Below are 22,589 nucleotides of genomic sequence, written 5' to 3' on the forward strand. Positions count from 1 at the left end.
AAGATATCTAGGAATACCATGTGTATTGGATAGAGTGGTACAACAAGCCATTCTCCAAGTAATTGAACCAATCATAGATCCATACTTCTCTGAGAATAGCTTTGGTTTTCGTAAAGGCAAGAATGCCCACCAGGCAATCAAACTTGCCGAACGGTATTATCAAGAAGGATACAGAGTAGTGGTGGACTGTGACTTGAAAAGTTATTTTGACACAATTCATCACCAAAGAGTTAGAGCTTATTTAGAGGAGTTCATTTCGGATAAAATTGTCCTTAAACTGATTTGGAAATTTCTTCGTTCAGGCATTCTTGACAAAGATATTTATATCGAAACCACAGAGGGAGCACCGCAAGGTGGTCCGTTATCCCCGATTCTAGCAAATGTCTATTTGAACAATCTGGATAGAGAACTAGAAAAGAGAGGGCACCGTTTTATTAGATATGCGGATGACTTCGTCATCTATGTCAAAAGTAAACGTGCAGGCGAAAGGGTAATGGACAGCGTTGCAAGCTACATCGAGAAAGACCTCGGACTAGTTATAAACCAAAAGAAAAGTACAGTGTGTGGTGCAACTTCGGCTACATTCCTTGGGTTCAATATACATAACCTCATGGGAAAGTCGGTTGCCGACCAAGTGAGTCGGCAAAACAACGATTTAAAAATAAACTAAGGAAAATAACCGGTCGAAAATGCCCGGGTGAGTTCAAAGAAATCGTAACGAAAATAAACCAAGTAACCATAGGGTGGATTAACTACTACGGGATATCCCGAATGAAGAAATTCATTGTAAAAACTCAAAAATGGTTAAATCACCGACTCAGACAACTCATCTGGAAGAGATGGAAAAAGCTAAGGACAAAGTACAGGATGCTTCGTAAATATGGAATTAATCATGATGATGCCATGAAATTAGCAAACTCCCGTAAGGGATACTGGCGGATATCTAAAAGTGAGATTCTGCATCAAGCGATAACAAAAGAAAAACTCACAAAATGGGGATTAAAAGATATATCCCAACTTTATGAGTTACGATACTTAAAAGATTGAACCGCCGTATACGGAACCGTACGTACGGTGGTGTGAGAGGTCGGGGATTAAATTTCCCCTCCTACTCTATTGTGCTAACGGAGCAGCATTCCTGTAATGAGTGAAAATGAGGTTTGAACCAAAAAATAACCTCTTGGTAGAATGAGAGTGTCCTGAAGCTGGCCAGCGAAAAGGACAATACTCAAATACCAGGAGGCTTTAAAATGAATTATAACCAAAATAAGAAGATTGCTCAAATTACTTCTCAAACACTTATTATAGGAGTCGACATCGCTAAATTCAAGCATGTGGCACGTGCCCAGGACTTTAGAGGAATGGAGTTCGGGTCACCTTGTTATTTTGAAAACACAAAAGAGGGATTCTATCATTTTCTTAAGTGGATTTGGGAAATAAAGAAAGAACAAAGCCTGGATAAAGTTGTGGTTGGGATGGAACCGACAGGGCATTATTGGTTCAACCTGGCACATATTCTAAAGGAAAATGAGATTAAGTTTGTAGTAGTCAATCCATTGCACGTAAAGAAAAGCAAGGAACTCGATGATAATTCACCAACTAAAAATGATGTAAAAGACGCTAAAGTCATAGCCCAGTTGGTCAAAGACGGAAGATACGCCGAACCTACAATACCACAAGGGGTTTATGCAGAACTCCGAGTGGCGAAAAAAATACGCGATCTTTTAACTGATGACCTCCAAACGGTCCAAGGGCAAGTCCATAACTGGATTGATCGGTACTTTCCAGAATTTCTTACAGTCTTTAAGTCGACACTTTTAAGGGAGATTCCTTTTATTTTAGAAACACCGGATGACGAGGGGATTAGTCATAAAGTGGAGATTGAGATGCTTAAGAGGAAATGGGGGTGAATTGCAAATTGTCGATATCCCTTTAAAAAGTGTTGATAATTCTAGTTTTGTGTCGATAATTCCCGCTAAAGAATGTTGATATCGGCTAATAATGTGTTGAATAGCCCCAGCGAGTAAAGGATTTCCGCCTCCGATTGTCGAAATCCTTAAAATATAAGGGGGATTTAATCGTGAAATACAACTGGAATCAATTAGAAGCCTACATAAATGAAAAAATGAAACAAGAACATATTGCCGGAGCCGCAGTTGGAATGATGAAAAATGATAGTATCATTTTTCAAAAAGGCTTCGGATACCGTGATCTAGAAGCACAATTACCGGTTACACCGGAAACTAATTTTGGAATTGCTTCCGTCACAAAGTCATTCACCGCAATGGCGATATTGGAAATGGAAGCGAAGGGATTGCTTTCAGTCGACGACCCGGTTCAAAAATTTCTTCCTGAGTTTAACCTTAAACAGGTAAAAGACATGGAAAGCATCAGCATCCATCACTTACTCTCCCATACAACCGGACTCCCACCGATTGAACGGAAAGAGTACCTAACTGAATTTAGCAAACACCTTTCCTATTTAGCAGAGTTAGAGATTAACATGTTGGGGAAACCAGGAGAATTTTTTAGTTATTGTAATGATATGTTTCTATTATTAGGTGCCATAATTGAAAAAATTTCCGGTAAACCGTACCATCAATATATGACAGAAACCTATCTGCAGACATTTCAAATGAATCGGTCTACCTATTATCTTGAAGAGCTTTTTCAAATGGAAAACGTATCGATCCCCTACGATTACAATCAAAAGGCAGGGCGATTAGAAAAGGTTGCATGGCCAACACTAGGAAACTATGAAGTTGGAGGAGGGATTCGTTCCAATGTAGTCGATTTGTTAAAATACGGTCATGTCTATTTAAATAACTCGTATACGAATAAAATGTGGAATCCTATACATAAAATTGGAAGAAATTCGTTTTATGGCTATGCCCTGAACGTAACTCCCAATTATGCAGAACAATATACCCTTGTCCAACATGGAGGCGGTCAACCGGGTGTGTCTTCAAATTTCGGCTTTATCCCAGAAGAAAATTTATTTGTAGTTGTATTAACAAATGTAGGCGGTGTCAGTGCTGGGAATCTATGGCTTGCAGCGGTTCATACTGCGTTAGGCCTTCCATTGGAAGAAAAGATAAGTGAAGAACCGGAATATGAAATGACTTTAGATGAAATGCGAAAGTTTCAAGGAATTTACTCCTCATTGGAAGGAGATCGGCTGAAGATCCAAATAGAGGGAATTCAAGCTTTTGCAGTTGTTGAAGAGCAGAAATATCATTTACGGGCAAGTGCTCCAGATACTTTGGTTATGATTCAAAATGAAAAGCTGCTTCGTTTCTTTTTCAATGAATTGAAGCAACCGTGGGCGGTTATGTATGGCTTGCGGATGTTGGTAAGAGAGAATGAATTTTAGAAGTAACTTCTGTTAATAAATGGATGTAGATGATATACTCAAAATGATATATGTGGTCTTAGTGACCGAACATGAAAAAAATCTGGTTCAACGGTCACCGAAGACCAATGTCGATGCCCGACAGAGTAAAAATCCGGTGTCCATGGTAACTGAAGAGCAATCTCGATGCCCGGAAGAGCAAAAATATGATGTCCGCGGTAACCGAAGACCAATGTCGATGCCCGACAGAGTAAAAATCCGGTGTCCATGGTAACCGAAGACCAATGTCGATGCCCGAAAGAAGCAAAATCCGGTGTCCATGGTAACCGAAGACCAATCTCGATGCTTGGAAGAGCAAAAATATGATGTCCGTGGTAACCGAAGACCAATCTCGATGCCCGGAAGAAGCAAAATCCGGTGTCCATGGTAACTGAAGAGCAATCTCGATGCCCAGAAGAAGAAAAAACGGTGTCCATGGTAACCGAAGACCAGCCTCAGTGCCCGACAAAGCACGAAATCCAGAGAATCGGTCACTGAGCCAGTGCAAACTATGCTTTATTAGAAATTCTTCTTTTAAAATCGCATACATTTTTAAATCCCTGTGCTTTTCTTTAATAAACATAGCTTTCTTCATGATGCCTTCAAAAGACATGCCTGCTTTTTCCATGACTCGAGCAGACCCAATGTTTTGAACATAACATCTTGCTTGGATCCGCACCAAATCCATTTCTTCAAAGCCATATTCAATTATTCTCTTTGCAGCCTCCGTGATGATGCCCTTTCCCCAATAATTTGGTGAAAGAACATAGCCAATTTCCGCTACCTTATGGTGCTGCTGCCAGGAAACAAAGTCAATCGATCCAATCATTTTTCCCGTTTCTATGTATTCAATTCCCCACGGCGCAATTTTCTTTTGCTCATACTGATTTAATGCAAAATCAACAAACACTTGTGAGTCTGCTAACGACCGGTGTGTATTCCATGTAACATATTTGGTTACCTCTTCAATGGAACCATAAGAAAAGATGTCGTCCAGATCTTCCTGCGTTACTTTTCTAAGAATGAGACGTTCTGTTTCTAAAACAGGTAACTCAAAATCCATAAAACCCACCTTCTTAATGTTAGTTATTTCCATTATATAGGAAACTTGTAAAATATAAAGTAAGGGGGAAGCGAAAATGGATGATAAAATTCAAATTTTAAAACAATGGCTGGAGGAATCGAATTATACCGTTATATTTTCAGGGGCAGGCATGTCCACGGAGAGCGGACTACCTGATTTTCACTCCGCTTCATCCGGTTTATGGAAGGATCAAAATCCTATGAGATTAGTCAGTACTGATGCGATTCAAAATAATCGCTATGAGTTTATTGAATTTTATCAAAATCGGATTGAATATATTGATAAATATAAGCCCAATATCGGGCATGATGTTCTGGTTCAATGGGAACAGGAAGGGAAACTTAACGCGATTATTACCCAAAATGTGGATGGATTTCATCAGTCAGCAGGCAGTAAAAATGTTGTAGAATTACATGGCAGCTTAAGAACCTGTCATTGTTCAGAGTGCCGAGATATTTTTCCAATTGCGAGATTTATGGAGCAAAATTTATCCTGTGAATGTGGTGGATTCATCCGCCCATCTATTGTCCTTTTTGGCGAAAGGTTGCCAGAAGCATCTTTATTACAAGCAGCACGGGAAACAAAGAAAGCGGAGCTGTTTATTGTTCTCGGTTCCTCCTTAAATGTCTCACCGGCAAACTTTTTTCCACAAGAAGCAAAAGAGAATGAGGCAAAACTCGTCATTATCAATATGGAGCCAACGGGAATGGATGATGTAGCTGATTTGATGATTCATCACCGGAAAATTGGCGAGGTATTAAAGGAATTAACCTAATAGATTTTTGCAAATAGGCGAAACCACCTTTCTCATAGAAATCTATTATGGTTATACTATATATTCAGGTAAAATGCAAAATGGAAGATTGGGGGTCTTATAGATGCAATTGTCAAACGAACAAACGAGTTTTATAGTAGACAATTCGAAAATAAGCTATCAAAGATGTTCTGAGGTAGAGGATCATTTTATACACCAAGCTTTTCAAGATGGTTTTTCGGATTATATAATAAAAATGGAAAATTCAGAGCCGGATTTTATCCAGCGCTTTTTTGGTCCTGAAGGCAATGCAAGAGAGACTTCCTTCATCGCTTTTTTTGAACAACAGCCTGTTGGAGTAATATTGGGCGGCATTAAAAATTATGAAACGATTAAAACGATGAGATGTGGAACATTAGCACTTCACCCTGATTTTAGGGGTCATGGCATCAGCCAACAGCTATTTGAACTTCATAAAGAAGAGGCGGTTAAACAAGGCTGTAAGCAGCTTTTTCTTGAAGTAATCGTTGGGAATGACCGAGCGATTCATTTTTATAAAAAATTAGGCTACGAAAAAATCTATGATATTGTTTATTACTCAAATCAGAATTTATCGGGGCTAAAAATGGCAGAAACAAAATCAGAAGCCATCATAAGAAGTTTGGATTTTAATGATTTTCAAACACATATTCAAAAATGGACCTACCATATTAACTGGCAGAATGATATCGATTTCTTAGAAAAATTGACCCATAACCATTATTTTGCGGCCTATTTAAACGAAGAATTAGTTGGATGTCTATCCATCAATTCGAACGGCGGGATAAGTTTTTTAATGGTGGATAAAAATGTAAGAGGTCAGGGTATTGCAACACAGCTTTTGCAAACCGCCTGTAAAAATCTCCAATTATCTAAAATGACTACTGGGTTTTCAAACAATAGTTTACTTGAAGGTTTTTATAAAAAGCATGGTTTTCAAAAAGGAAACCTAGCACAATATGAAATGTATCTGATCCTTTAATAGGGAAAAGCATTGGTTTTCAAGCAACCAATGCTTTTTTCTTTAGGTAAATAAATATTGTATCATTTCCCCATACTTTATAAATCCTAGCTTCTCGTAAAGCCGCAGCCCGGCTGGTGTTGCATGGAGAATCGCTGTATGATATCCATCATGTTTCGCTTTGAAGAGTAACGCTGTCATAATATCCATACCGATGCCTTTTCCTTGGAAGTCCAGTAAGGTGGCTACATTGTAGATTCCTGCTAATCCATTACAGTAATAAAGCGTTGCAGTCGAAACTACTGTGTCATCTACATAACCAACAAAATTGACGATATTGGGATCTTCTTTATGGATTAATTCACCAATCGGCTCAAGAAATTGCTTTGGAATACCGAATGAAGTGCAGGCACATTGAGAGAAATTTACTGCATCTCTTTTCATACCGATTGTTTGTATCGTTAGTTCAGGAAGAGGTTGTGTGAGTGGTTGAAAGGAGTCCAAGTTGATTGCCATCAAGATTGTACCAGGAATTTGCTGGGCACCATTTTCGAGCAATACTGACCCGATTTCATCTGGTTCATCATGGTCCCAGATGCGCCAAAGAAAAGGGATCTGTTGACTCTTGTAATCGTTTATAATTGAATCTACATATCCATGAACATCCTGATCAACCTTTGTTTTTAAAATATTGTTAAATAAGGGGTGTTTAATTGGCGATTTAATTCGAAAACAATTTTCGTCTTCGATTACTTGAAGTGATTCGGATAAACCTCCCCAGGTATGCATAAGTCCAATCATATTATCTTGTGTTGCTTTAATTACTTCAGGAACGGTTAAATTATTCAAGGAAAAATTCATACACATACCCCCTTTTTTCTCATCCTATGGATATGTTTCATGTCCATCTTTAGAACCAACTGAAAAAAAAGTATTTGGAAAATATGAAATTTTAGTAGATAATATTATATATAAAATATTATATATAGGAGTGATGATTATGATGAATTTTTTTGAAGAAGCAAAAAGATATGAAGAACAAATTATTAAGGATCGCCGGCATTTACACCAATATCCTGAACTCGGATTTGATCTTCCAAACACTCAAAAATATATTCGTGAACGGTTGAACGAAATGGGGATTGAAAATAAACCATGCGGTGTGGTACCAGCAGATATTACTAAAAAATATGCGAAAGCAGGATTTGGTGAACAGTTCCAATGTACAGGTGTAGTTGCGACAATTGGTAAAGGGGAACCATGTATTCTCCTCCGTGCAGATATGGATGCCTTGCCGATTGAGGAAGAATTTGAATCTGAATTTAAATCTAAAATTCCTGGTAAAATGCATGCTTGCGGCCATGATTCCCATACAGCTATGCTGTTAGGCGCTGCACAACTATTGAAAGATCATGAAGATGAATTGCAAGGAACAGTTAAATTAATGTTTCAACCCGGTGAGGAGTGGGGTTATGGGTCTAAGTTAATGATTGAAGATGGACTCTTGGAAGATCCAAAAGTTGATGCAGCTTTTGCTATTCACATCATGCCTGACCAGGAAGCCGGCACATTATCTGTCCATAAAGGAACCATATCACAAGCAATGGATACCTATATTATTGAGGTTCAAGGTAATGGTGGTCACAGTTCACAACCACATAAAACCATTGATGCCAATATGATCATGAATCAATTGTATACAAGTTTAAATTTATTATTCACGCGCGAAGTGGACCCAAGTTCAAGTGTTACTTTTTCGATCGGTGCGATGAGCGGAGGAACCGTTACGAATGTTATCCCGGACAAGGCTGTTTTACAAGGGAATATGCGCAGCTATGACCAACAGTCAAGAGATCATTTATGCGGCCGAATTCCAGAGATGATAGACCATGTTGTTAAAGCATGGCGAGGTAATTATACTATCGTTGATTTCCATACACCTACGACCTATAATGATCCAAATTTTGTAGATGAAATTATGCCGGCATTAGAAGAAATTGTCGGGGTGGATTATGTAACGGATTTAGGAACATTGGGAGGATCAGAAGATTTTTCACATATTTCCCAGGCAGTTCCTTCCGCATTTGTTGTTTTAGGTACGGGTAAAGAGGGAGAAGCACCTGTTCACAATCCGCGCATGCATCAAAAGGAAGAGATATTCAAATATGGTGCCGCATTACATGCAAATGTTGCAATGGAATGGTTGAAAGCGCAGCGTAAATAGAATTGGCTTTATTCGTATTTTAACATCACAATTTTCTTAAATGACGTCCTGAGTTAGATTGGGGCGTCATTTGTTATTTTTGAAACATTTCCTTAAAAAACAGAAGATTGACACTAATAAAAATGCCCGATACAATATTTTTATATATTAGAAGATTGGGGCTAAGACATGCTTAAAACTGAGATAAACACCGTTGCAACCTTATGTCAGCTTCATACAGACCTATCAGATGAAGAGATCCGAAAGATTCAAGAAGTGGTTCAAAACCTCCAGTTAATTGCGGACCTGAATCAAGCAAATGTATTTATCGACTGTCAAACGCGGGAAAAAAAGCATGCGATTGTCGTGGCTGAGGCGGCACCTTCGACGGCTAAATCGGTCTATAAAAATCCGGTTGTCGGTAAATTTGCTTATGAAACGTTTGAACCCGCTGTTTTTTATGCCTTTCGAACAGGAAAGCCGCTTTTTCTAAATCATGCCTTTACACAAGAAGGTAAAAAAGTCGAACAAAGTGTGGTTCCTATTATAGGTGTACATAACCGGGTTATTGGCACGTTGATTATGGAGAAGGACAATAGCGATAAGCTTCAAAATCAAAATAAACTGAAAGCGCTAACAGAAGCAAATGAGACACTCAGTGAACTATTATTGGGAATGGCCGAAAACCGACCGTTTATTCCGGAAGTCATTGAGGAGTCTTTATTCATAATTGACCAAGATTTACGGATTCAATATTCGAATCCTGCGGCGATGAACCTTGTGTTAGAAATGTGTTCGATGGAGTGTAAGAGCGGAAATTTTTTTACCACTTTTTTTCCAAACTTAGAAGAAATCTGCCTGCGTTCAGATGAACTTGTGATTCAAGAAGTGACGATTCAGAATAAAGTCTTTCAAATGAAAAAAATTGCGCTCGTGCAAAATGAACAAAACAGCGGCTCCTTCATTATTTTTCGCGATTTAACAGAGCTGCGTGAAAAGGAGCGCGAGCTTACCGTTAAAACGGTGGCGATCCGTGAAATTCACCATCGCGTGAAAAATAACCTGCAAACAGTCGCAAGTCTACTGCGCTTGCAGATGAGAAGGGGAATTCCTGAGGAGAGCAAGGTGCACTTCGTTGAAAGCCTCAACAGAATTTTAAGTATTGCTTCTGTGTATGAAATCATTTTATCTAACTCGCAAAACCAGGACGATGTGGAGATTGTCAGTTTAATAGAGAAAATCGGCAATATGCTGGTCTTTAGTGATGATCATGAAGGAAAAACGATTACGATTGATTATTCAGGACCGAAGCTTTATATCAAATCAAACCTAGCAGTTTCGGTTGCCCTTGTCATCAATGAATTGATCCAAAATTGTGTGAAGCATGCTTTTACGGAGAGGAATGAAGGCCAAATTCATGTGGTCATCGAGGAAGAGGCTTCAGCCATAATGGTTCTGGTAAAAGATAATGGAATTGGCTATACCTCTACCATGAAACCATCTTTAGGGCTTGATATTGTCAAGATGATGATTGAACATGATTTGTCGGGACATTTTAGGATCGAGGGAACGAGTGAAGGCACAGTTGCGACCGTCGAATTTCCCTTTACGAGGGAGGTTTAAGGAATGAAAAAGCGAATTATGGTAGTAGAAGATGAATCCATCGTCCGTTTGGATGTTTCGCTAATGTTAAAGGATGCCGGCTATGATGTTGTTGCCGAAGCGGCTGATGGAGAAAAGGCCATTGAATTAGCTTATTCACTAAAGCCCGACTTAATCATCATGGATATTAAGATGCCAAAGTTGAATGGTTTGAAGGCGAGCGAGATTATTTCGAATAAATTCAATATCCCGATTTTGCTGTTAACGGCCTATAGTCAAAAGGAATATATTGAGAAAGCGAAGAAGGCCAATATTTTAGGGTATTTGGTAAAACCAATCTCGGAGGCAAATCTGATTCCAGCGGTTGAAATTGCCTTGATGCAGGCTGAAAATGCAAACTTTTACAAAGAAAAAGTAGAAGAAATGAATCGAGAGCTGAAAAACCGCAAGCTGGTAGAAAAAGCAAAAGGAATTTTAATGAAACAATTGAATTTACCGGAAGAAACGGCTTACAATAGGATGAGAGACCTCAGCATGAAAAAACAGCTGCCAATGGAAAAAGTGGCAAAGTACATTATTTTGAAGTACCCAAGCTAGTTTACAAGTGAATAGATCAAGCAATGGTGCTTAATAGATTTTATTTTTGATAAAAATAAAATCTATTAGGCATTTTCTTTTTTTAAGAAAGGGAGAGGTGATTGTTGTGAGTGAAGAGAAAAAGCGGTTTATTCAGGAGTTTGTCCCAGGGAAGCAGGTAACGTTAAGCCATATTATTGCGAATCCAGACCCGGATATGTTTGAAAAATTGGGGATTCAAGAGGCGGGAGCCCTTGGAATTTTAACACTGACACCAAGTGAGACGGTAATCATTGCCGGGGATTTAGCGACAAAATCAGCAAATGTAAAGTTAGGATTTTTGGACCGGTTTACCGGAAGCCTCGTGATTGTTGGCAATGTTTCTGAAGTAGAAATGGCGATGGCAGAAATCAACCGGTTTCTGTCGGATACGCTGATGTATACGCCGGCGAAGATCACAAAGTCGTAGATTTGTTGATATATTCGAAAAAGTGTTGATATCCTTTAAATTTTTGTTGATATCCGTCCAAAAAGTCTCGATATCGCGTGGATTTGTGTTGATATCCGATGAAAAAGTGTCGATATCGCCAAACTTCTCAGGAAAGGAGGCCATCACATGGCTAAAAAGAACCGAGCGATGCTTATCGGCTCCGTTGGTGCGGGAAAATCGACATTAACCAACGCATTACTTGGCCGGAAAGTGCCTGCTGTCAAAACACAGTCGCTAATCTATTATGATTGGATTGTTGACACTCCGGGAGAATACAGTGAAAATCCATTCTACTATAAAAATATTATGTCAACTGCACTAGAAGTCACCCATGTCCTCTATTTGCAGGATGCAACCAAGAAAAAAATGGTATTTCCGCCTGGATTTAGTACAGGGATCAATAAAATCCCGATCGGAATCGTTACAAAAAGTGATTCAGATCAAGCAGATGTGGAGCTCGCTATTTCTTTATTAAAAAAGGTAATTGTGAACAAGGGACCCATCATTATTACCTCATCGGTTAAAAATGAAGGAATCGAAGAGATTCGAAAGCTAGTAACCTTAAATTCATTACAGGAAATGAAACAGCATCTTGAAGAAAATCCATCTCCGTTTATAATTTTTTAAATGAAAGCCTTTACAGTATCCAGAAAATAATTTATATTATGAATAACAAATGAATTTAACGGCAATGGCGCCTCTTTTAAACTATCTAAATTGGGATAGTTTACAAGGGGCGCTTTTTGTTTTTGGGGAGATGGGAATGAACTATAAAGGCCCACAGAAAGAAGAAATGATCAGTGCCGGAATTGATATTGGGACCAGTACAACGAAGCTGGTAATAAGCCGGTTCACCTTAATGAATATGGCCGGCGGGGCTCATGTACCGCGGATTGAAATCATTGATAAACAGGTTATTCATCGAAGTCCGATTTACCGGACACCGCTGAGGACGCCAACAACCATTGATATTGAAAAAATTGAAGACCTTGTCAAAGTGGAATATCAGAAAGCAGGAATTGAACCGAAGGACATCCAAACGGGGGCTGTGATCATCACAGGTGAAACAGCCACGAAGTCTAATGCCGAAGTAATGCTCCATCAGTTATCAGACCATGCCGGGGAGTTTCTAGTGGCAACTGCAGGGCCGGACTTAGAAGGGATTATTGCAGCAAAAGGCTCGGGTGCCTATGAATATTCCAAAGAGACGGGAAAGGTTATAGCCAATATCGATATCGGTGGGGGTACCGCGAATGTGGCGGTCTATAAATCAGGAAGGCTTTGTGGAACCTGTACACTTCATATTGGCGGCAGATTGATTGAATTCAAGGAAAACAAAATTCAAAGCATCTCTCCTCCAGTTAAGGACCTGCTTCAACGATGGGGAGCCAGAATGGAAGTGGGGCAAAGCTCTAATCCAATCGAAATAAAAAAGATTACCGATTTCATGGCCGAGGTTATCGCGAGAATGTTAAATAGGGCACTCACCCTTGAAGACCACGCATTATTGCTGGGGCATGAACCAAACTGGGGAGAAGACATAGAGGCTATTATGTTCTCAGGCGGGATCAGTGAATGTATCTATCAGCATGAGAACGGTTCTGGACAGACAGCTCAATATGATGACATCGGGCTGATGTTAGCAGCTTCGTTAAAGGAGAGTACCAGTTTATCAGAATGGACTTGGGTTATGCCGCAGGAAACAGTCCGGGCCACGGTGCTCGGTGCTGGAATGCAAACGACGGAAATTAGCGGGGCGACCATCGAGGCCGATAACGGAAAATTACCGTTAAAAAATTTACCGGTTTATCAGGTCCGATTTGAAGCTGATTTTAAAATCGAAATGAACCAATTTTCTAAACGAATTGAAGAAGCAATTGAACTCTATGATTCGCAACGCGATGGGCAGAATTTTGCGGTTTATTTTTCAGAGCTGCCTTATCTAAGGTTTCGTGAAATTGATGAATTTGCTGACACAATCCTCACTGCGATGAAACAAAAACCGAATCCGGCACAGCCGCTAGTCCTAGTTCTTGACCGCGACTATGCAAAGGTTCTTGGGCAAACGCTAAAGAGGAAGGATTCATCACAATCCGTCATCTGTATTGATCAAATCAATGTTGAAAATGGGGACTATTTGGATATTGGCCAAGTGCTAAACACAAATGTTGTTCCTGTAATTATAAAAACATTAACATTCCAGAAATGACGAAAGGGGGACTTTTTTGTGAAATTAAAAACCACCTATTTAGGTACTGTTTATCAATTTTCCTCGCTAAAGGATTTATTTGCAAAAGCAAATGAAGAAAAATCCGGCGACCGCTTAGCGGGGATTGCGGCTGAAACCGTCCAAGAAAGAATTGCAGCTAAGCAAGTATTGAGCTATTTAACGCTTCAGGATATCAGAGAAAATCCGTTGCTATCCCCTGAAGAGGATGAGGTTTCTAGGATAATCGAAGGGCAAATAAACGAACCAACCTATCAATCCATCAAAAATTGGTCCGTTTCCGAGCTTCGTGAATATATCCTGAACGATACTACCACTGGGGAAGATTTGAAACGCCTCAGCAGAGGGTTGAATAGTGAAATGATTGCGGCCGTGGCGAAAATCATGTCCAATCTGGATTTAGTCCATGCAGCCAATAAAATTGAAATTTTATCTAAATGTAATATCACCATCGGTCAAAAAGGTGTTCTGGCATCAAGACTGCAGCCGAACCATCCGACGGATAATGTTGAGGGCATGATGGCCTCAATGAAAGAGGGTCTTGCTTATGGAATCGGTGATGCGGTAATCGGGATTAACCCAGTGGATGATTCCGTGGAAAGTGTAAAACGATTATTGCATGCTACGCACGACTTCATTCAAAAATGGGAAATTCCAACACAGAACTGTGTACTTGCCCATGTGACTGCACAAATGAAAGCAGTCCAACAAGGGGCACCGGCAGATATGATTTTCCAAAGTATTGCCGGAACAGAAGCAGCCAATCGTTCCTTCGGGATCACGGCTTTGCTGTTAGAGGAAGCAAATGAAATGGCTAAGGTGTATGGAACCGGAACTGGGCCGCAACGCCTCTATTTTGAAACAGGCCAAGGCTCGGAATTATCCGCAGAAGCCCATTATAATATTGACCAATTGACCTTGGAATCGCGGAATTACGGCTTTGCCCGCTACTATGATCCGTATATTGTCAATACAGTAGTTGGCTTTATTGGACCTGAGTATTTGTACAACAACAAGCAGGTGATTCGTGCCGGTCTTGAGGATCATTTTATGGGAAAAATGCATGGGATCCCAATGGGCGTAGATATTTGCTACACAAACCATATTAAAGCGGATCAAAATGACATCGAGGATCTTGGGGTGCTGCTGACAGCGGCTGGAGTGAATTTTATTATCGCTGCGCCAATGGGGGATGATTGTATGCTGAACTATCAATCCTTGAGCTATCATGATGTCGCGACATTAAGACAAACGCTGAATAAACGGCCGGCACCACAATTTGAAGCATGGCTTGAAAAAATGGGGATTTTTGAAAACGGGAAATTAAGTAAATATGCTGGTGATCCAACGATTTTTTCGCGATAGGAGGTGTAGGGAATGAATCCTGAGTTAGTGGAACAAATAACGAAAATGGTGGTTGAAAAATTGCAGACAAAGGCTGCGGTTGGCAGTGAGTCAACGGTGGAAGAGGTTCGTACAAAGGTAACCAATGAACCAGCGGCAAGTGTTGAAGTAAAGTTTTGGAATCACCGTTCAAATAATGTTGAAGAGAAATGCAACTCGGATTGTACCGAGTCTGAGCCGGAAAAGGAAATAGCAGTAGAACCAAAGCCGCCGGTTGGACTTGAAAATCCTTTTAACAAAGAGGAGCTGGATCTTCTCATTAGTAAAACGCCAGCGAGAATAGGGGTTGGCCGCGCGGGCTTACGGCCAAAAACGGATACGTGGCTGAAATTTCGTTTTGACCATGCGGCAGCGGTCGATGCGGTCTATGGCGATGTCGATCCTAAAATCTTAGAAAGCCTGTCCTTATTCAAGGTCAATACAAAGGTTGCTGACAAAGAGGTATATGTCCGCCGACCTGACTTTGGCCGAAAGCTTTCGGATGAGGCCAAACAATTAATTAACGAAAAATGTAAAAAGTCGCCGACTGTGCAAATTATTGTTTCTGATGGCTTGAGTTCAAAAGCGGTTGAGGAAAATGTAGAGGATGTCTATCTCTCTCTGAATCAATCACTTCAAAGCTTAGGACTGGATGTTGGTACACCATTTTTTATCGAAAAAGGCCGGGTCGCGGCGATGGATGATGTCGGGGAACTGCTCAAACCGAAGGTAATTGTTTATCTAATAGGTGAGCGACCAGGGTTGGTTAGTGCGGAGTCATTAAGTGCATATTTATGCTACGAACCGCGCCAGGGCACGATTGAAGCCGACCGTATGGTTATTTCCAATATTCATAAGGGCGGCATCCCGCCGGTTGAGGCAGGGGCTTATATCGGAACGGTTGTCCAAAAAATTTTAAAATATGAAGCTAGCGGGGTATCGCTGGTCAATAAGGAGGGGTAAAAAGTGGCTTTAGAACGAATTCATGCAGAAATTTTAGCTGTCCGGATTATCCCAAATGTTGACCCTGCCTTAGCTGCACAGTTCCAGTTAAAACCGCATCAACGGAGTTTAGCGATTTTTACCTCAACTATTGATGATGTGGGTTATACCGCTCTCGATGAAGCAACCAAACGGGCGGATGTTGATGTCGTCTATGCAAGGTCTTTCTACGCAGGGTCCGGGCATGCTTCAGGGCCTTTGTCAGGCGAAATGATTGGCGTTTTAGCCGGCCCGAGCCCTGATGAAGTGAAAAGCGGCATTGACGCGGTTATCCAGACCGCAGAAAATGATGCCTATTTTGAAACTTTAAATGATGAAAAAAGTCATGCGCTATATGCTCATGTCGTGGCTAGAACGGGTACGTATTTATCAGCTGAGGCTGGGATTAATCAAGGGGAGGCACTTGCCTATTTGATTGCCCCGCCGCTTGAAGCCGTGTATGGAATTGATGCCGCCTTGAAGGCTGCGGATGTGGAACTGGTTAAGTTTTTCGGTCCTCCTTCGGAAACAAACTTTGGTGGCGGGCTGTTGACGGGTTCGCAATCAGCCTGTCAGGCGGCAGCCGATGCATTTCGCGATGTGATTATCGAGATTGCGAGAAATCCGCGGCAGTACTAGATAAAGCTTTTTTAATTCGCTGATAAACTCTTTGAATTCGCTGATAAACCGTACCAATTCGCTGATAAGCCTTTGAAATTCGCTGATAAAGGATTCCTGTACGAGAATGTGTGTAATTTTATACTAAAAATACAAGAGAGAAAGGAGTGTCCCTGGTGCAATTTGATTTAGATCTTCAATCCATCCAGGAAATGCGGCATGCACTTCAAAAAGCAAAAGAAGCACAGCAAAAATACTTATCGTATTCACAAGAACAAGTAGATAAAATCGTCAAACGGGTCGCTGAAGCTGCTGCTGCAAAATCACTTGAACTAGCCCAGATGGCGGTGGAAGAAACCAGAATGGGTGTTGTTGAACATAAAAAAATGAAAAACGATGTGGGTTCACTGGCAGTCTATGAATCCATTAAAAATGAAAAAACAGTTGGAATTATCAACGAGGACCGAACAAAGAAAATCGTGGAGGTTGCCTATCCCTTTGGGGTTATTGCCGGGATCATTCCCACAACGAATCCAACGTCGAGTGCGATTTTTAAAGCATTAATTGCCTTAAAAACAAGAAATGGAATCGTCTTTAGTCCACACCCACGTGCTGTTAAATGCTCTGTCGCTGCATTAAAAATTTGTTTAGAGGCAGCGGTTGAAGCGGGGGCTCCGGACGGAATTATCGGGTGGATCTCAAAGCCGACGATGGCGGCAACCACCGAATTAATGCACCACCGCGATATTGATTTAATTTTAGCAACCGGCGGTAAAGACTTGGTCCGCGCTGCTTACAGCTCAGGTAAGCCAGCCTACGGTGTTGGTCCCGGAAACGTACCGGTCTATATTGAAAAAACAGCTAATATCCAAAAGTCGGTCAAAATGATTGTCGAAAGCAAAACCTTTGATTATGGCACGATTTGCGCCACAGAACAGGCGATTGTTGTCGACCAGAATGTAAAAGAGATGGCCGTGAGAGAGTTCAAAAAGAACGGTGCCTACTTCTTAAACGAGCAGGAAAAAGTACTTTTAGAAAAGGTCATCTCGCCGTTTCCAGGAAAGCTCAATCCTGACATCGTGGGGCAAAGCGCAATCAAGATTGCAGAACTGGCAGGAATTTCAGTTCCAGTGGATACCACCATCTTAATTGCGGAAGAAACAAGGATCGGGAAGGACGTCCCTTTTTCCATCGAAAAATTGTCACCGATCTTCCCGATATATACAGCAGAAAGCTATGAAAATGCGAAAGAGCTTTGTGTGAAAATCTTAAATTTAGGCGGGATGGGGCATAGCTTATCGCTCCACACCAATGATGACAAGGTGGCCCGTGAGTTTGCGTTAGAAATGCCGGTATCACGTCTAATGGTTAATACACTTTCGTCCATAGGTGCGGTTGGTGCAACCACCGAATTGATGCCATCGCTGACACTTGGCTGCGGTTCGTTTGGCGGAAATATTACTTCTGATAATTTAACGGCCCGCCATTTAATCAATATCAAGAGAATGGCCTATGGAACGAAGGAAGTAAATGTTCCTAAGCCGTCCTACCAAAACTCTGGTCCACAATGGGGCGCAAGCAATCATGTTGACGAGATTGTGAATCAGGTATTAAGCAACGTCAATGTATCGGGTTCACTAGATCCAAAAGTGATTTCTGAAATGGTCAACCAAGTATTAAAAAAATATCAAATGAACTAATAGGAGGAATTTAAAATGGCTAGAGAATTAACAGCATTAGGAATGGTAGAAACAAAAGGTTTGGTAGCATCAGTGGAAGCAGCCGACGCAATGGTGAAGGCAGCAAACGTACATTTAATCGGGAAAGTTCATGTTGGCGGCGGACTTGTTACCGTTCTTGTTCGTGGTGATGTAGGTGCAGTAAAGGCGGCGACAGAAGCAGGTGCGGCAGCAGCAGAACGTGTTGGCGAACTTTTATCTGTCCATGTCATCCCACGTCCACACAATGAATTGGAAAGCATTTTACCTAAATTAGATGTTGAAGTGTAAGAAGTAAGGAGTGGGTTTGATGAATGAACAAGCCATTCGAACGATTGTTGAAGAAGTCATTCAGCAATTGTTAAAAAAGGACTCAAGACCGAATACGATCCCAATGGCTGTTTCTGCCCGCCACTGTCATTTAAGTCAAACTGATTTAGAGATTCTTTTTGGTAAAGGGTATGAATTAACGAAAAAAGCGGATTTGTCGCAGCCAGGTCAATTTGCCGCAAATGAAACGGTGGTCATTGTCGGGCCAAGAGGAAGCATTGAAAAAGTGCGCATTCTTGGTCCGGCCCGTTCCTTAACCCAGGTTGAGGTCAGCAAAACGGATGCGGTGAAGCTCGGAGTGAACCCGCCAATCAGGGAATCGGGTAATATTGTGGGCTCTGCACCGATTACGCTGGTAGGGCCGAAAGGAAGTATTTATAAAAATGAAGGACTGATCATAGCCCAGGCCCATATCCACATGCATCCCGATGATGCTGCGCATTTCGGGGTGGAAAATGGGGAATATGTTCGAATCAGAACAGAGGGGGAGCGCCCGGTTTCGTTTGAAAAAGTACTCATTCGGGTGTCGCCGAGATACAGGCTTGAAATGCATATTGATACGGATGAAGCCAATGCGGGGTTAATTACAACCGGGCAAACTGGTTCAATTGTTAAGGATGGAGAGCCTCCAGCAAGACCTCTACCGACCTTGAAAGAACCAGTCCAAACACAGGAACCAGAGGCATTTATTTTTCAAAAAAACCTCTTAACGAAGAGAGAGGTGCAAGCCTGTAAGAGTGAATCGATTTCAGTTCGGAAAGGGACGATTGTAACCCCATTAGCACGGGATGCCGCAAGAGAGTTGAAAAAAACCATCCGGGTTATGGACTAAGTTAGGGGATGATTTTTTGCAAGTAGGAACGGTGATTGGAAATGTGTGGGCGACCAGAAAGGAAGACAACCTGACAGGATTAAAATATTTGTTTGTCCAGCCGGAGCTTCCAACCGGGGCACCGATCCTTTCACCGTTTATTGCGGTGGACCGGATTGGTGCAGGTGTCGGGGATAAGGTGATGGTTACAACGGGAAGTGCCGCGGCAAATATTATCGGGGATCAGAAGCTCCCGATTGATGCTGTGATTATCGGAATAATTGATTCAATTGATGTAGAAGGAGGTGCGTAATTTGTCAAAAGCATTAGGAATGATTGAAACCAGAGGTCTGATTGCTTCGATTGTTGCGGCCGATGCGATGGTTAAAGCAGCTGATGTCACTTTAATTAAAAAGGAAAAAGTAGATGCGGGACTCGTTTCGATTTTAGTAGAAGGGGATGTCGGGGCTGTTCAGGCAGCAGTCGATGCCGGAAAGTATGCGGCGCAAAGTGTCGGAGTGTTGGTAACCGCACATGTCATCCCGCGTCCTGATGAGGAAGTGGGTCAAATGCTGGCGAAGGCGCCGAAGAAGGTGGAGGAAAAACCAAAGCCTTCAAAAAGGGGTCCAAAAGCAAAACAGGAAGAGCCTCCTGCAACAACGGAATAAAGTGAAACTTCAATCAGTGGATCCCACTCGGGTTGTTAATCCCATTCTACTGTCGCCTTGATAAAGAGACAGTACGAACCCGATTGTTTCAACTAAGCCGCTGAAGATCACAGCGGCAAGTTTCACTGTATTTCACCAATCGGCTTTTTACGGGCAGTCGCCCCCCACTAATCCCTTGAAGATGGGGACGTACTGCTCGTTAATGCGGAATGATTTTTGAAGGATTGGAGGAAAAAAGATGGCATTTAGACGTAAAAAAATTGCAGTCATAGGTGCGGGTTTTACCGGTGCAACGGCTGCACTGATGCTGGCTCAAAAAGAATTAGGGGATGTTGTGATCGTAGATATTCCAGCCCAAAGCGATCCTACTAAAGGGAAAGCCCTCGATATGCTTGAAGCAAGTCCGATTCAAGGCTTTAACGCAAACATCACGGGTACCTCGGATTATGCAGATATTCAGGATGCTGATTTGGTGTTAATTACTGCAGGCCTGCCGCGAAAACCGGGGATGAGCCGGGACGATTTGGTTTCCACCAATGCCAAAATTATCGAGCAAGTCTCGGAAAATATTAAAAAATATGCGCCAAATAGCTATATTATCGTGTTAAGTAATCCGGTCGACGCAATGACCTATGTTTGTTATAAAACCACTGGGTTTCCGAAAAACCGTGTCATCGGTCAGTCCGGTGTCTTGGATACAGCCCGCTTTAACACCTTTGTTGCTCAGGAATTGAATGTGTCAGTGGAAGATATTTCGGGCTTTGTTCTTGGCGGACATGGGGATGATATGGTCCCATTGGTTCGGTTCTCCTATGCCGGAGGAATTCCGCTGGATAAAATTCTTCCTCCCCATCGCATCGAAGCGATTGTGGAAAGAACGCGCAAAGGCGGGGGCGAGATTGTTAGTCTGCTAGGGCAAGGAAGCGCTTACTATGCACCTGCCGCTTCGATGGTGCAAATGGCCGAAGCGATATTAAAGGATAAAAAGCGAATTTTACCGTGTATTGCTTATTTAGAAGGAGAATATGGCTATAAGGATCTATATCTAGGTGTTCCTACCGTCCTTGGGGGAGATGGGATTGAAACGGTGATTGAAATTGCTTTGACACCGGAGGAAAAAGCGGCCCTTGATCAATCTGCTCAATCCGTTCAGAATGTGATGTCGGTCTTGAAAACACTTTAATTTATAGAAAAATTAACCTGTGTAATCCTTCTACAATTCTATATTAAACTAGGAGCTAACTAGTTAAATGACATAGTCGGGTTTAAGGGAATGTTTGAAGCTTATTTTTACCAGGAGATTTAGTTTTGAAAGGGGAAGGGTTTATGGAGCAGGGAAACAACCATTTGCAAAAAGCGCTTAAGCCGATCCATCTCTGGGGCATTGCCGTCGGGATGGTTATATCCGGTCAATATTTTGGCTGGAACTATGGGTTTGAATCAGGCGGAACGATCGGTCTTGGCATTGCAGCACTCATTATTATTGTCTTCTATACGACCTTTATTTTTAGTTATTCAGAGCTGTCAACTTCCATTCCTCACGCAGGCGGCCCTTCTGCCTATGCAAGAAAAGCAATGGGGCCGTTTATGGGCTATGTTACAGGGTTAGCCTGTTTGCTCGAGTTCGTGTTTGCACCACCAGCGATTGCTGTTTCGGTAGGTGCTTATATTAACTTTCTGGTCCCAAGTATTAATGCGGTTTATGCAACAGTCGGAATGTTTATCTTATTCATTTTGGTTAACCTCATTGGTGTAAAAGGTGCGGCTGTGATTGAGTTAGTGGCAACGGTAATGGCACTGATTGGTCTCGCGATTTATTATGTTGCCGGCTTACCTCACGTTCAGGCATCAAATATCTTTAATGATATGGCTTTTAGTCATGGCTGGTCCGGCGTTTTGGCTGCGATTCCATTTTCGATTTGGTTCTTCCTGGCCATTGAAGGGGGGGCGATGGCAGCGGAAGAGGTGCGCGATCCGAAGAAGGATATTCCAAAAGGGTTTATTTCTGGGATCTTAACGCTTGGAATTGCTACGATTTTAACCTTAGTGGTAACAGCGGGTCTAGGCGGCGGTACCGGGAAACCAGCGGATTATCCGCTTCCGCAGGCATTGGCTAGTATTTATGGCGAAGGCAGCTTTATTCCAAAATCTGTTGCGATTATCGGTTTATTCGGTCTGATTGCCAGCTTGCATGGAATTATCATTGGGTATTCCCGTCAAACGTTTGCGTTAGCTCGTGCCGGTTACCTGCCTAAGTTCTTATCCAATCTTTCAAAACGCGGTGTTCCACATTGGGGCTTGATTGTTCCGGGAGCGATTGGTGTCATTGCGGCTGGGTCTGCAAACTTTGCGAATGCCTTGATCATCCTTTCTGTGTTTGGTGCAATCACGATGTACTGCTTAAGTATGATTTCGTTGTTTGTGTTACGGAAAAAGGAACCAAACTTGGAAAGACCGTTTAAGGTAAGTTATCCAGTGGTGCCGGCGATTGCGTTGGTACTGGGCGTTTTCTCGTTCTTCTGTGTAGTCAAATATAGTGTGTTAACGACAACTCTTCCATTGTTTGGGGTTCAGCTTCCATTAGCAGGAGTGATTTTGACGATTTTTGGTGTAGCGATTGTCTATTATTTCTTGGTAGGATCCAAGAATTTACGTCCAATGTCAGAGGAGTTTGTGTCGATTGAGGATGTAACCTCTGGGTCTGAGGTTGACGAGGAAAAGATTGGTTAATAGATTTAGAAAAAGATGTCCTT

At 41.7% G+C, this 22,589-nt stretch carries 21 protein-coding genes and 3 pseudogenes; 22 read left to right on the forward strand and 2 right to left on the reverse strand.

Features of this window, described 5'->3' with window-relative positions:
* From E2K98_RS31845 to E2K98_RS27085, 4 genes and pseudogenes are all read left to right on the forward strand, one after another.
* Positions 1 to 670, forward strand: a 670-nt coding sequence (locus E2K98_RS31845) for a reverse transcriptase domain-containing protein (RefSeq protein WP_133339679.1), incomplete at its 5' end; no start/stop codon positions are given.
* 5 nt (positions 671 to 675) lie between these two features.
* Entirely contained in the window at positions 676 to 1,047 is a 372-nt protein-coding gene (locus E2K98_RS31850) for a group II intron maturase-specific domain-containing protein (RefSeq protein ID WP_133339681.1), read from the forward strand.
* A gap of 203 nt (positions 1,048 to 1,250) precedes the next feature.
* Positions 1,251 to 1,808, forward strand: a pseudogene (locus E2K98_RS27080) (IS110 family transposase); the annotation flags it as partial.
* 272 nt (positions 1,809 to 2,080) lie between these two features.
* Complete coding sequence (locus tag E2K98_RS27085; protein WP_308913735.1) at positions 2,081 to 3,373, forward strand: serine hydrolase domain-containing protein; 1,293 nt, start codon at positions 2,081 to 2,083, stop codon at positions 3,371 to 3,373.
* Between the two features lie 541 nt (positions 3,374 to 3,914).
* Here the strand turns inward: E2K98_RS27085 and E2K98_RS31855 are convergent.
* Positions 3,915 to 4,487 (reverse strand): annotated as a pseudogene (locus E2K98_RS31855) (GNAT family N-acetyltransferase); the annotation flags it as partial.
* A 43-nt stretch (positions 4,488 to 4,530) separates the two neighbouring features.
* Between E2K98_RS31855 and E2K98_RS27095 the strand changes: the two are divergent.
* Positions 4,531 to 5,250 carry an NAD-dependent deacylase gene (locus tag E2K98_RS27095; protein ID WP_235824945.1) on the forward strand — a complete coding sequence of 240 codons (720 nt, stop codon included), beginning with the start codon at positions 4,531 to 4,533 and terminating at the stop codon, positions 5,248 to 5,250.
* A gap of 103 nt (positions 5,251 to 5,353) precedes the next feature.
* Positions 5,354 to 6,250, forward strand: coding sequence for a GNAT family N-acetyltransferase (locus tag E2K98_RS27100; RefSeq protein WP_133339684.1), 897 nt, complete (start codon positions 5,354 to 5,356; stop codon positions 6,248 to 6,250).
* Between the two features lie 42 nt (positions 6,251 to 6,292).
* On the opposite strand, the gene E2K98_RS27105 is transcribed toward E2K98_RS27100, so the two are convergent.
* On the reverse strand, positions 6,293 to 7,090 hold the full coding sequence (locus E2K98_RS27105; protein ID WP_165976400.1) for a GNAT family N-acetyltransferase: 798 nt from the start codon (positions 7,088 to 7,090) through the stop codon (positions 6,293 to 6,295).
* 139 nt (positions 7,091 to 7,229) lie between these two features.
* Between E2K98_RS27105 and E2K98_RS27110 the strand changes: the two genes are divergently transcribed.
* From E2K98_RS27110 to eat, 16 genes and pseudogenes are all read left to right on the forward strand, one after another.
* Positions 7,230 to 8,453 carry a M20 metallopeptidase family protein gene (locus tag E2K98_RS27110; RefSeq protein WP_208025432.1) on the forward strand — a complete coding sequence of 408 codons (1,224 nt, stop codon included), beginning with the start codon at positions 7,230 to 7,232 and terminating at the stop codon, positions 8,451 to 8,453.
* A gap of 168 nt (positions 8,454 to 8,621) precedes the next feature.
* Entirely contained in the window at positions 8,622 to 10,055 is a 1,434-nt protein-coding gene (locus E2K98_RS27115; protein ID WP_133339688.1) for a sensor histidine kinase, read from the forward strand.
* A 3-nt stretch (positions 10,056 to 10,058) separates the two neighbouring features.
* The gene (locus tag E2K98_RS27120; RefSeq protein WP_133339690.1) at positions 10,059 to 10,631 is read left to right on the forward strand and encodes an ANTAR domain-containing response regulator; all 573 of its coding nucleotides are present in this window, start codon (positions 10,059 to 10,061) and stop codon (positions 10,629 to 10,631) included.
* A gap of 106 nt (positions 10,632 to 10,737) precedes the next feature.
* Complete coding sequence (eutS, locus tag E2K98_RS27125) at positions 10,738 to 11,079, forward strand: ethanolamine utilization microcompartment protein EutS (protein ID WP_133339692.1); 342 nt, start codon at positions 10,738 to 10,740, stop codon at positions 11,077 to 11,079.
* A gap of 147 nt (positions 11,080 to 11,226) precedes the next feature.
* Complete coding sequence (locus E2K98_RS27130) at positions 11,227 to 11,727, forward strand: EutP/PduV family microcompartment system protein (RefSeq protein WP_133339694.1); 501 nt, start codon at positions 11,227 to 11,229, stop codon at positions 11,725 to 11,727.
* 136 nt (positions 11,728 to 11,863) lie between these two features.
* Positions 11,864 to 13,309: an ethanolamine ammonia-lyase reactivating factor EutA gene (locus E2K98_RS27135; RefSeq protein WP_133339696.1), complete on the forward strand. Its 1,446-nt coding sequence runs from the start codon at positions 11,864 to 11,866 to the stop codon at positions 13,307 to 13,309.
* 18 nt (positions 13,310 to 13,327) lie between these two features.
* A complete protein-coding gene (locus tag E2K98_RS27140; RefSeq protein ID WP_133339698.1) occupies positions 13,328 to 14,692 on the forward strand; it encodes an ethanolamine ammonia-lyase subunit EutB in 1,365 nt (454 codons plus the stop codon).
* A 12-nt stretch (positions 14,693 to 14,704) separates the two neighbouring features.
* A complete protein-coding gene (gene eutC / locus E2K98_RS27145) occupies positions 14,705 to 15,673 on the forward strand; it encodes an ethanolamine ammonia-lyase subunit EutC (protein ID WP_133339700.1) in 969 nt (322 codons plus the stop codon).
* A gap of 3 nt (positions 15,674 to 15,676) precedes the next feature.
* A complete protein-coding gene (eutL, locus tag E2K98_RS27150; protein WP_133339702.1) occupies positions 15,677 to 16,330 on the forward strand; it encodes an ethanolamine utilization microcompartment protein EutL in 654 nt (217 codons plus the stop codon).
* A gap of 155 nt (positions 16,331 to 16,485) precedes the next feature.
* Positions 16,486 to 18,009, forward strand: a complete 1,524-nt coding sequence (locus tag E2K98_RS27155; RefSeq protein ID WP_133339704.1) for an aldehyde dehydrogenase family protein — start codon at positions 16,486 to 16,488, stop codon at positions 18,007 to 18,009.
* A 15-nt stretch (positions 18,010 to 18,024) separates the two neighbouring features.
* Entirely contained in the window at positions 18,025 to 18,318 is a 294-nt protein-coding gene (locus E2K98_RS27160) for a BMC domain-containing protein (protein WP_026576647.1), read from the forward strand.
* Positions 18,319 to 18,337: 19 nt separating this feature from the next.
* Positions 18,338 to 18,961: pseudogene (locus E2K98_RS27165) on the forward strand (phosphate propanoyltransferase); the annotation flags it as partial.
* Between the two features lie 244 nt (positions 18,962 to 19,205).
* Positions 19,206 to 19,481, forward strand: a complete 276-nt coding sequence (locus E2K98_RS27170; RefSeq protein WP_026576645.1) for a EutN/CcmL family microcompartment protein — start codon at positions 19,206 to 19,208, stop codon at positions 19,479 to 19,481.
* Between the two features lies 1 nt (position 19,482).
* A complete protein-coding gene (locus tag E2K98_RS27175; protein ID WP_133339708.1) occupies positions 19,483 to 19,836 on the forward strand; it encodes a BMC domain-containing protein in 354 nt (117 codons plus the stop codon).
* A 238-nt stretch (positions 19,837 to 20,074) separates the two neighbouring features.
* Positions 20,075 to 21,019: a malate dehydrogenase gene (gene mdh, locus E2K98_RS27180; RefSeq protein ID WP_133339710.1), complete on the forward strand. Its 945-nt coding sequence runs from the start codon at positions 20,075 to 20,077 to the stop codon at positions 21,017 to 21,019.
* A gap of 143 nt (positions 21,020 to 21,162) precedes the next feature.
* A complete protein-coding gene (eat, locus tag E2K98_RS27185) occupies positions 21,163 to 22,566 on the forward strand; it encodes an ethanolamine permease (RefSeq protein WP_133339712.1) in 1,404 nt (467 codons plus the stop codon).
* The last annotated feature ends 23 nt before the right edge of the window (positions 22,567 to 22,589 follow it).

This window comes from Bacillus salipaludis, assembly GCF_004358205.1.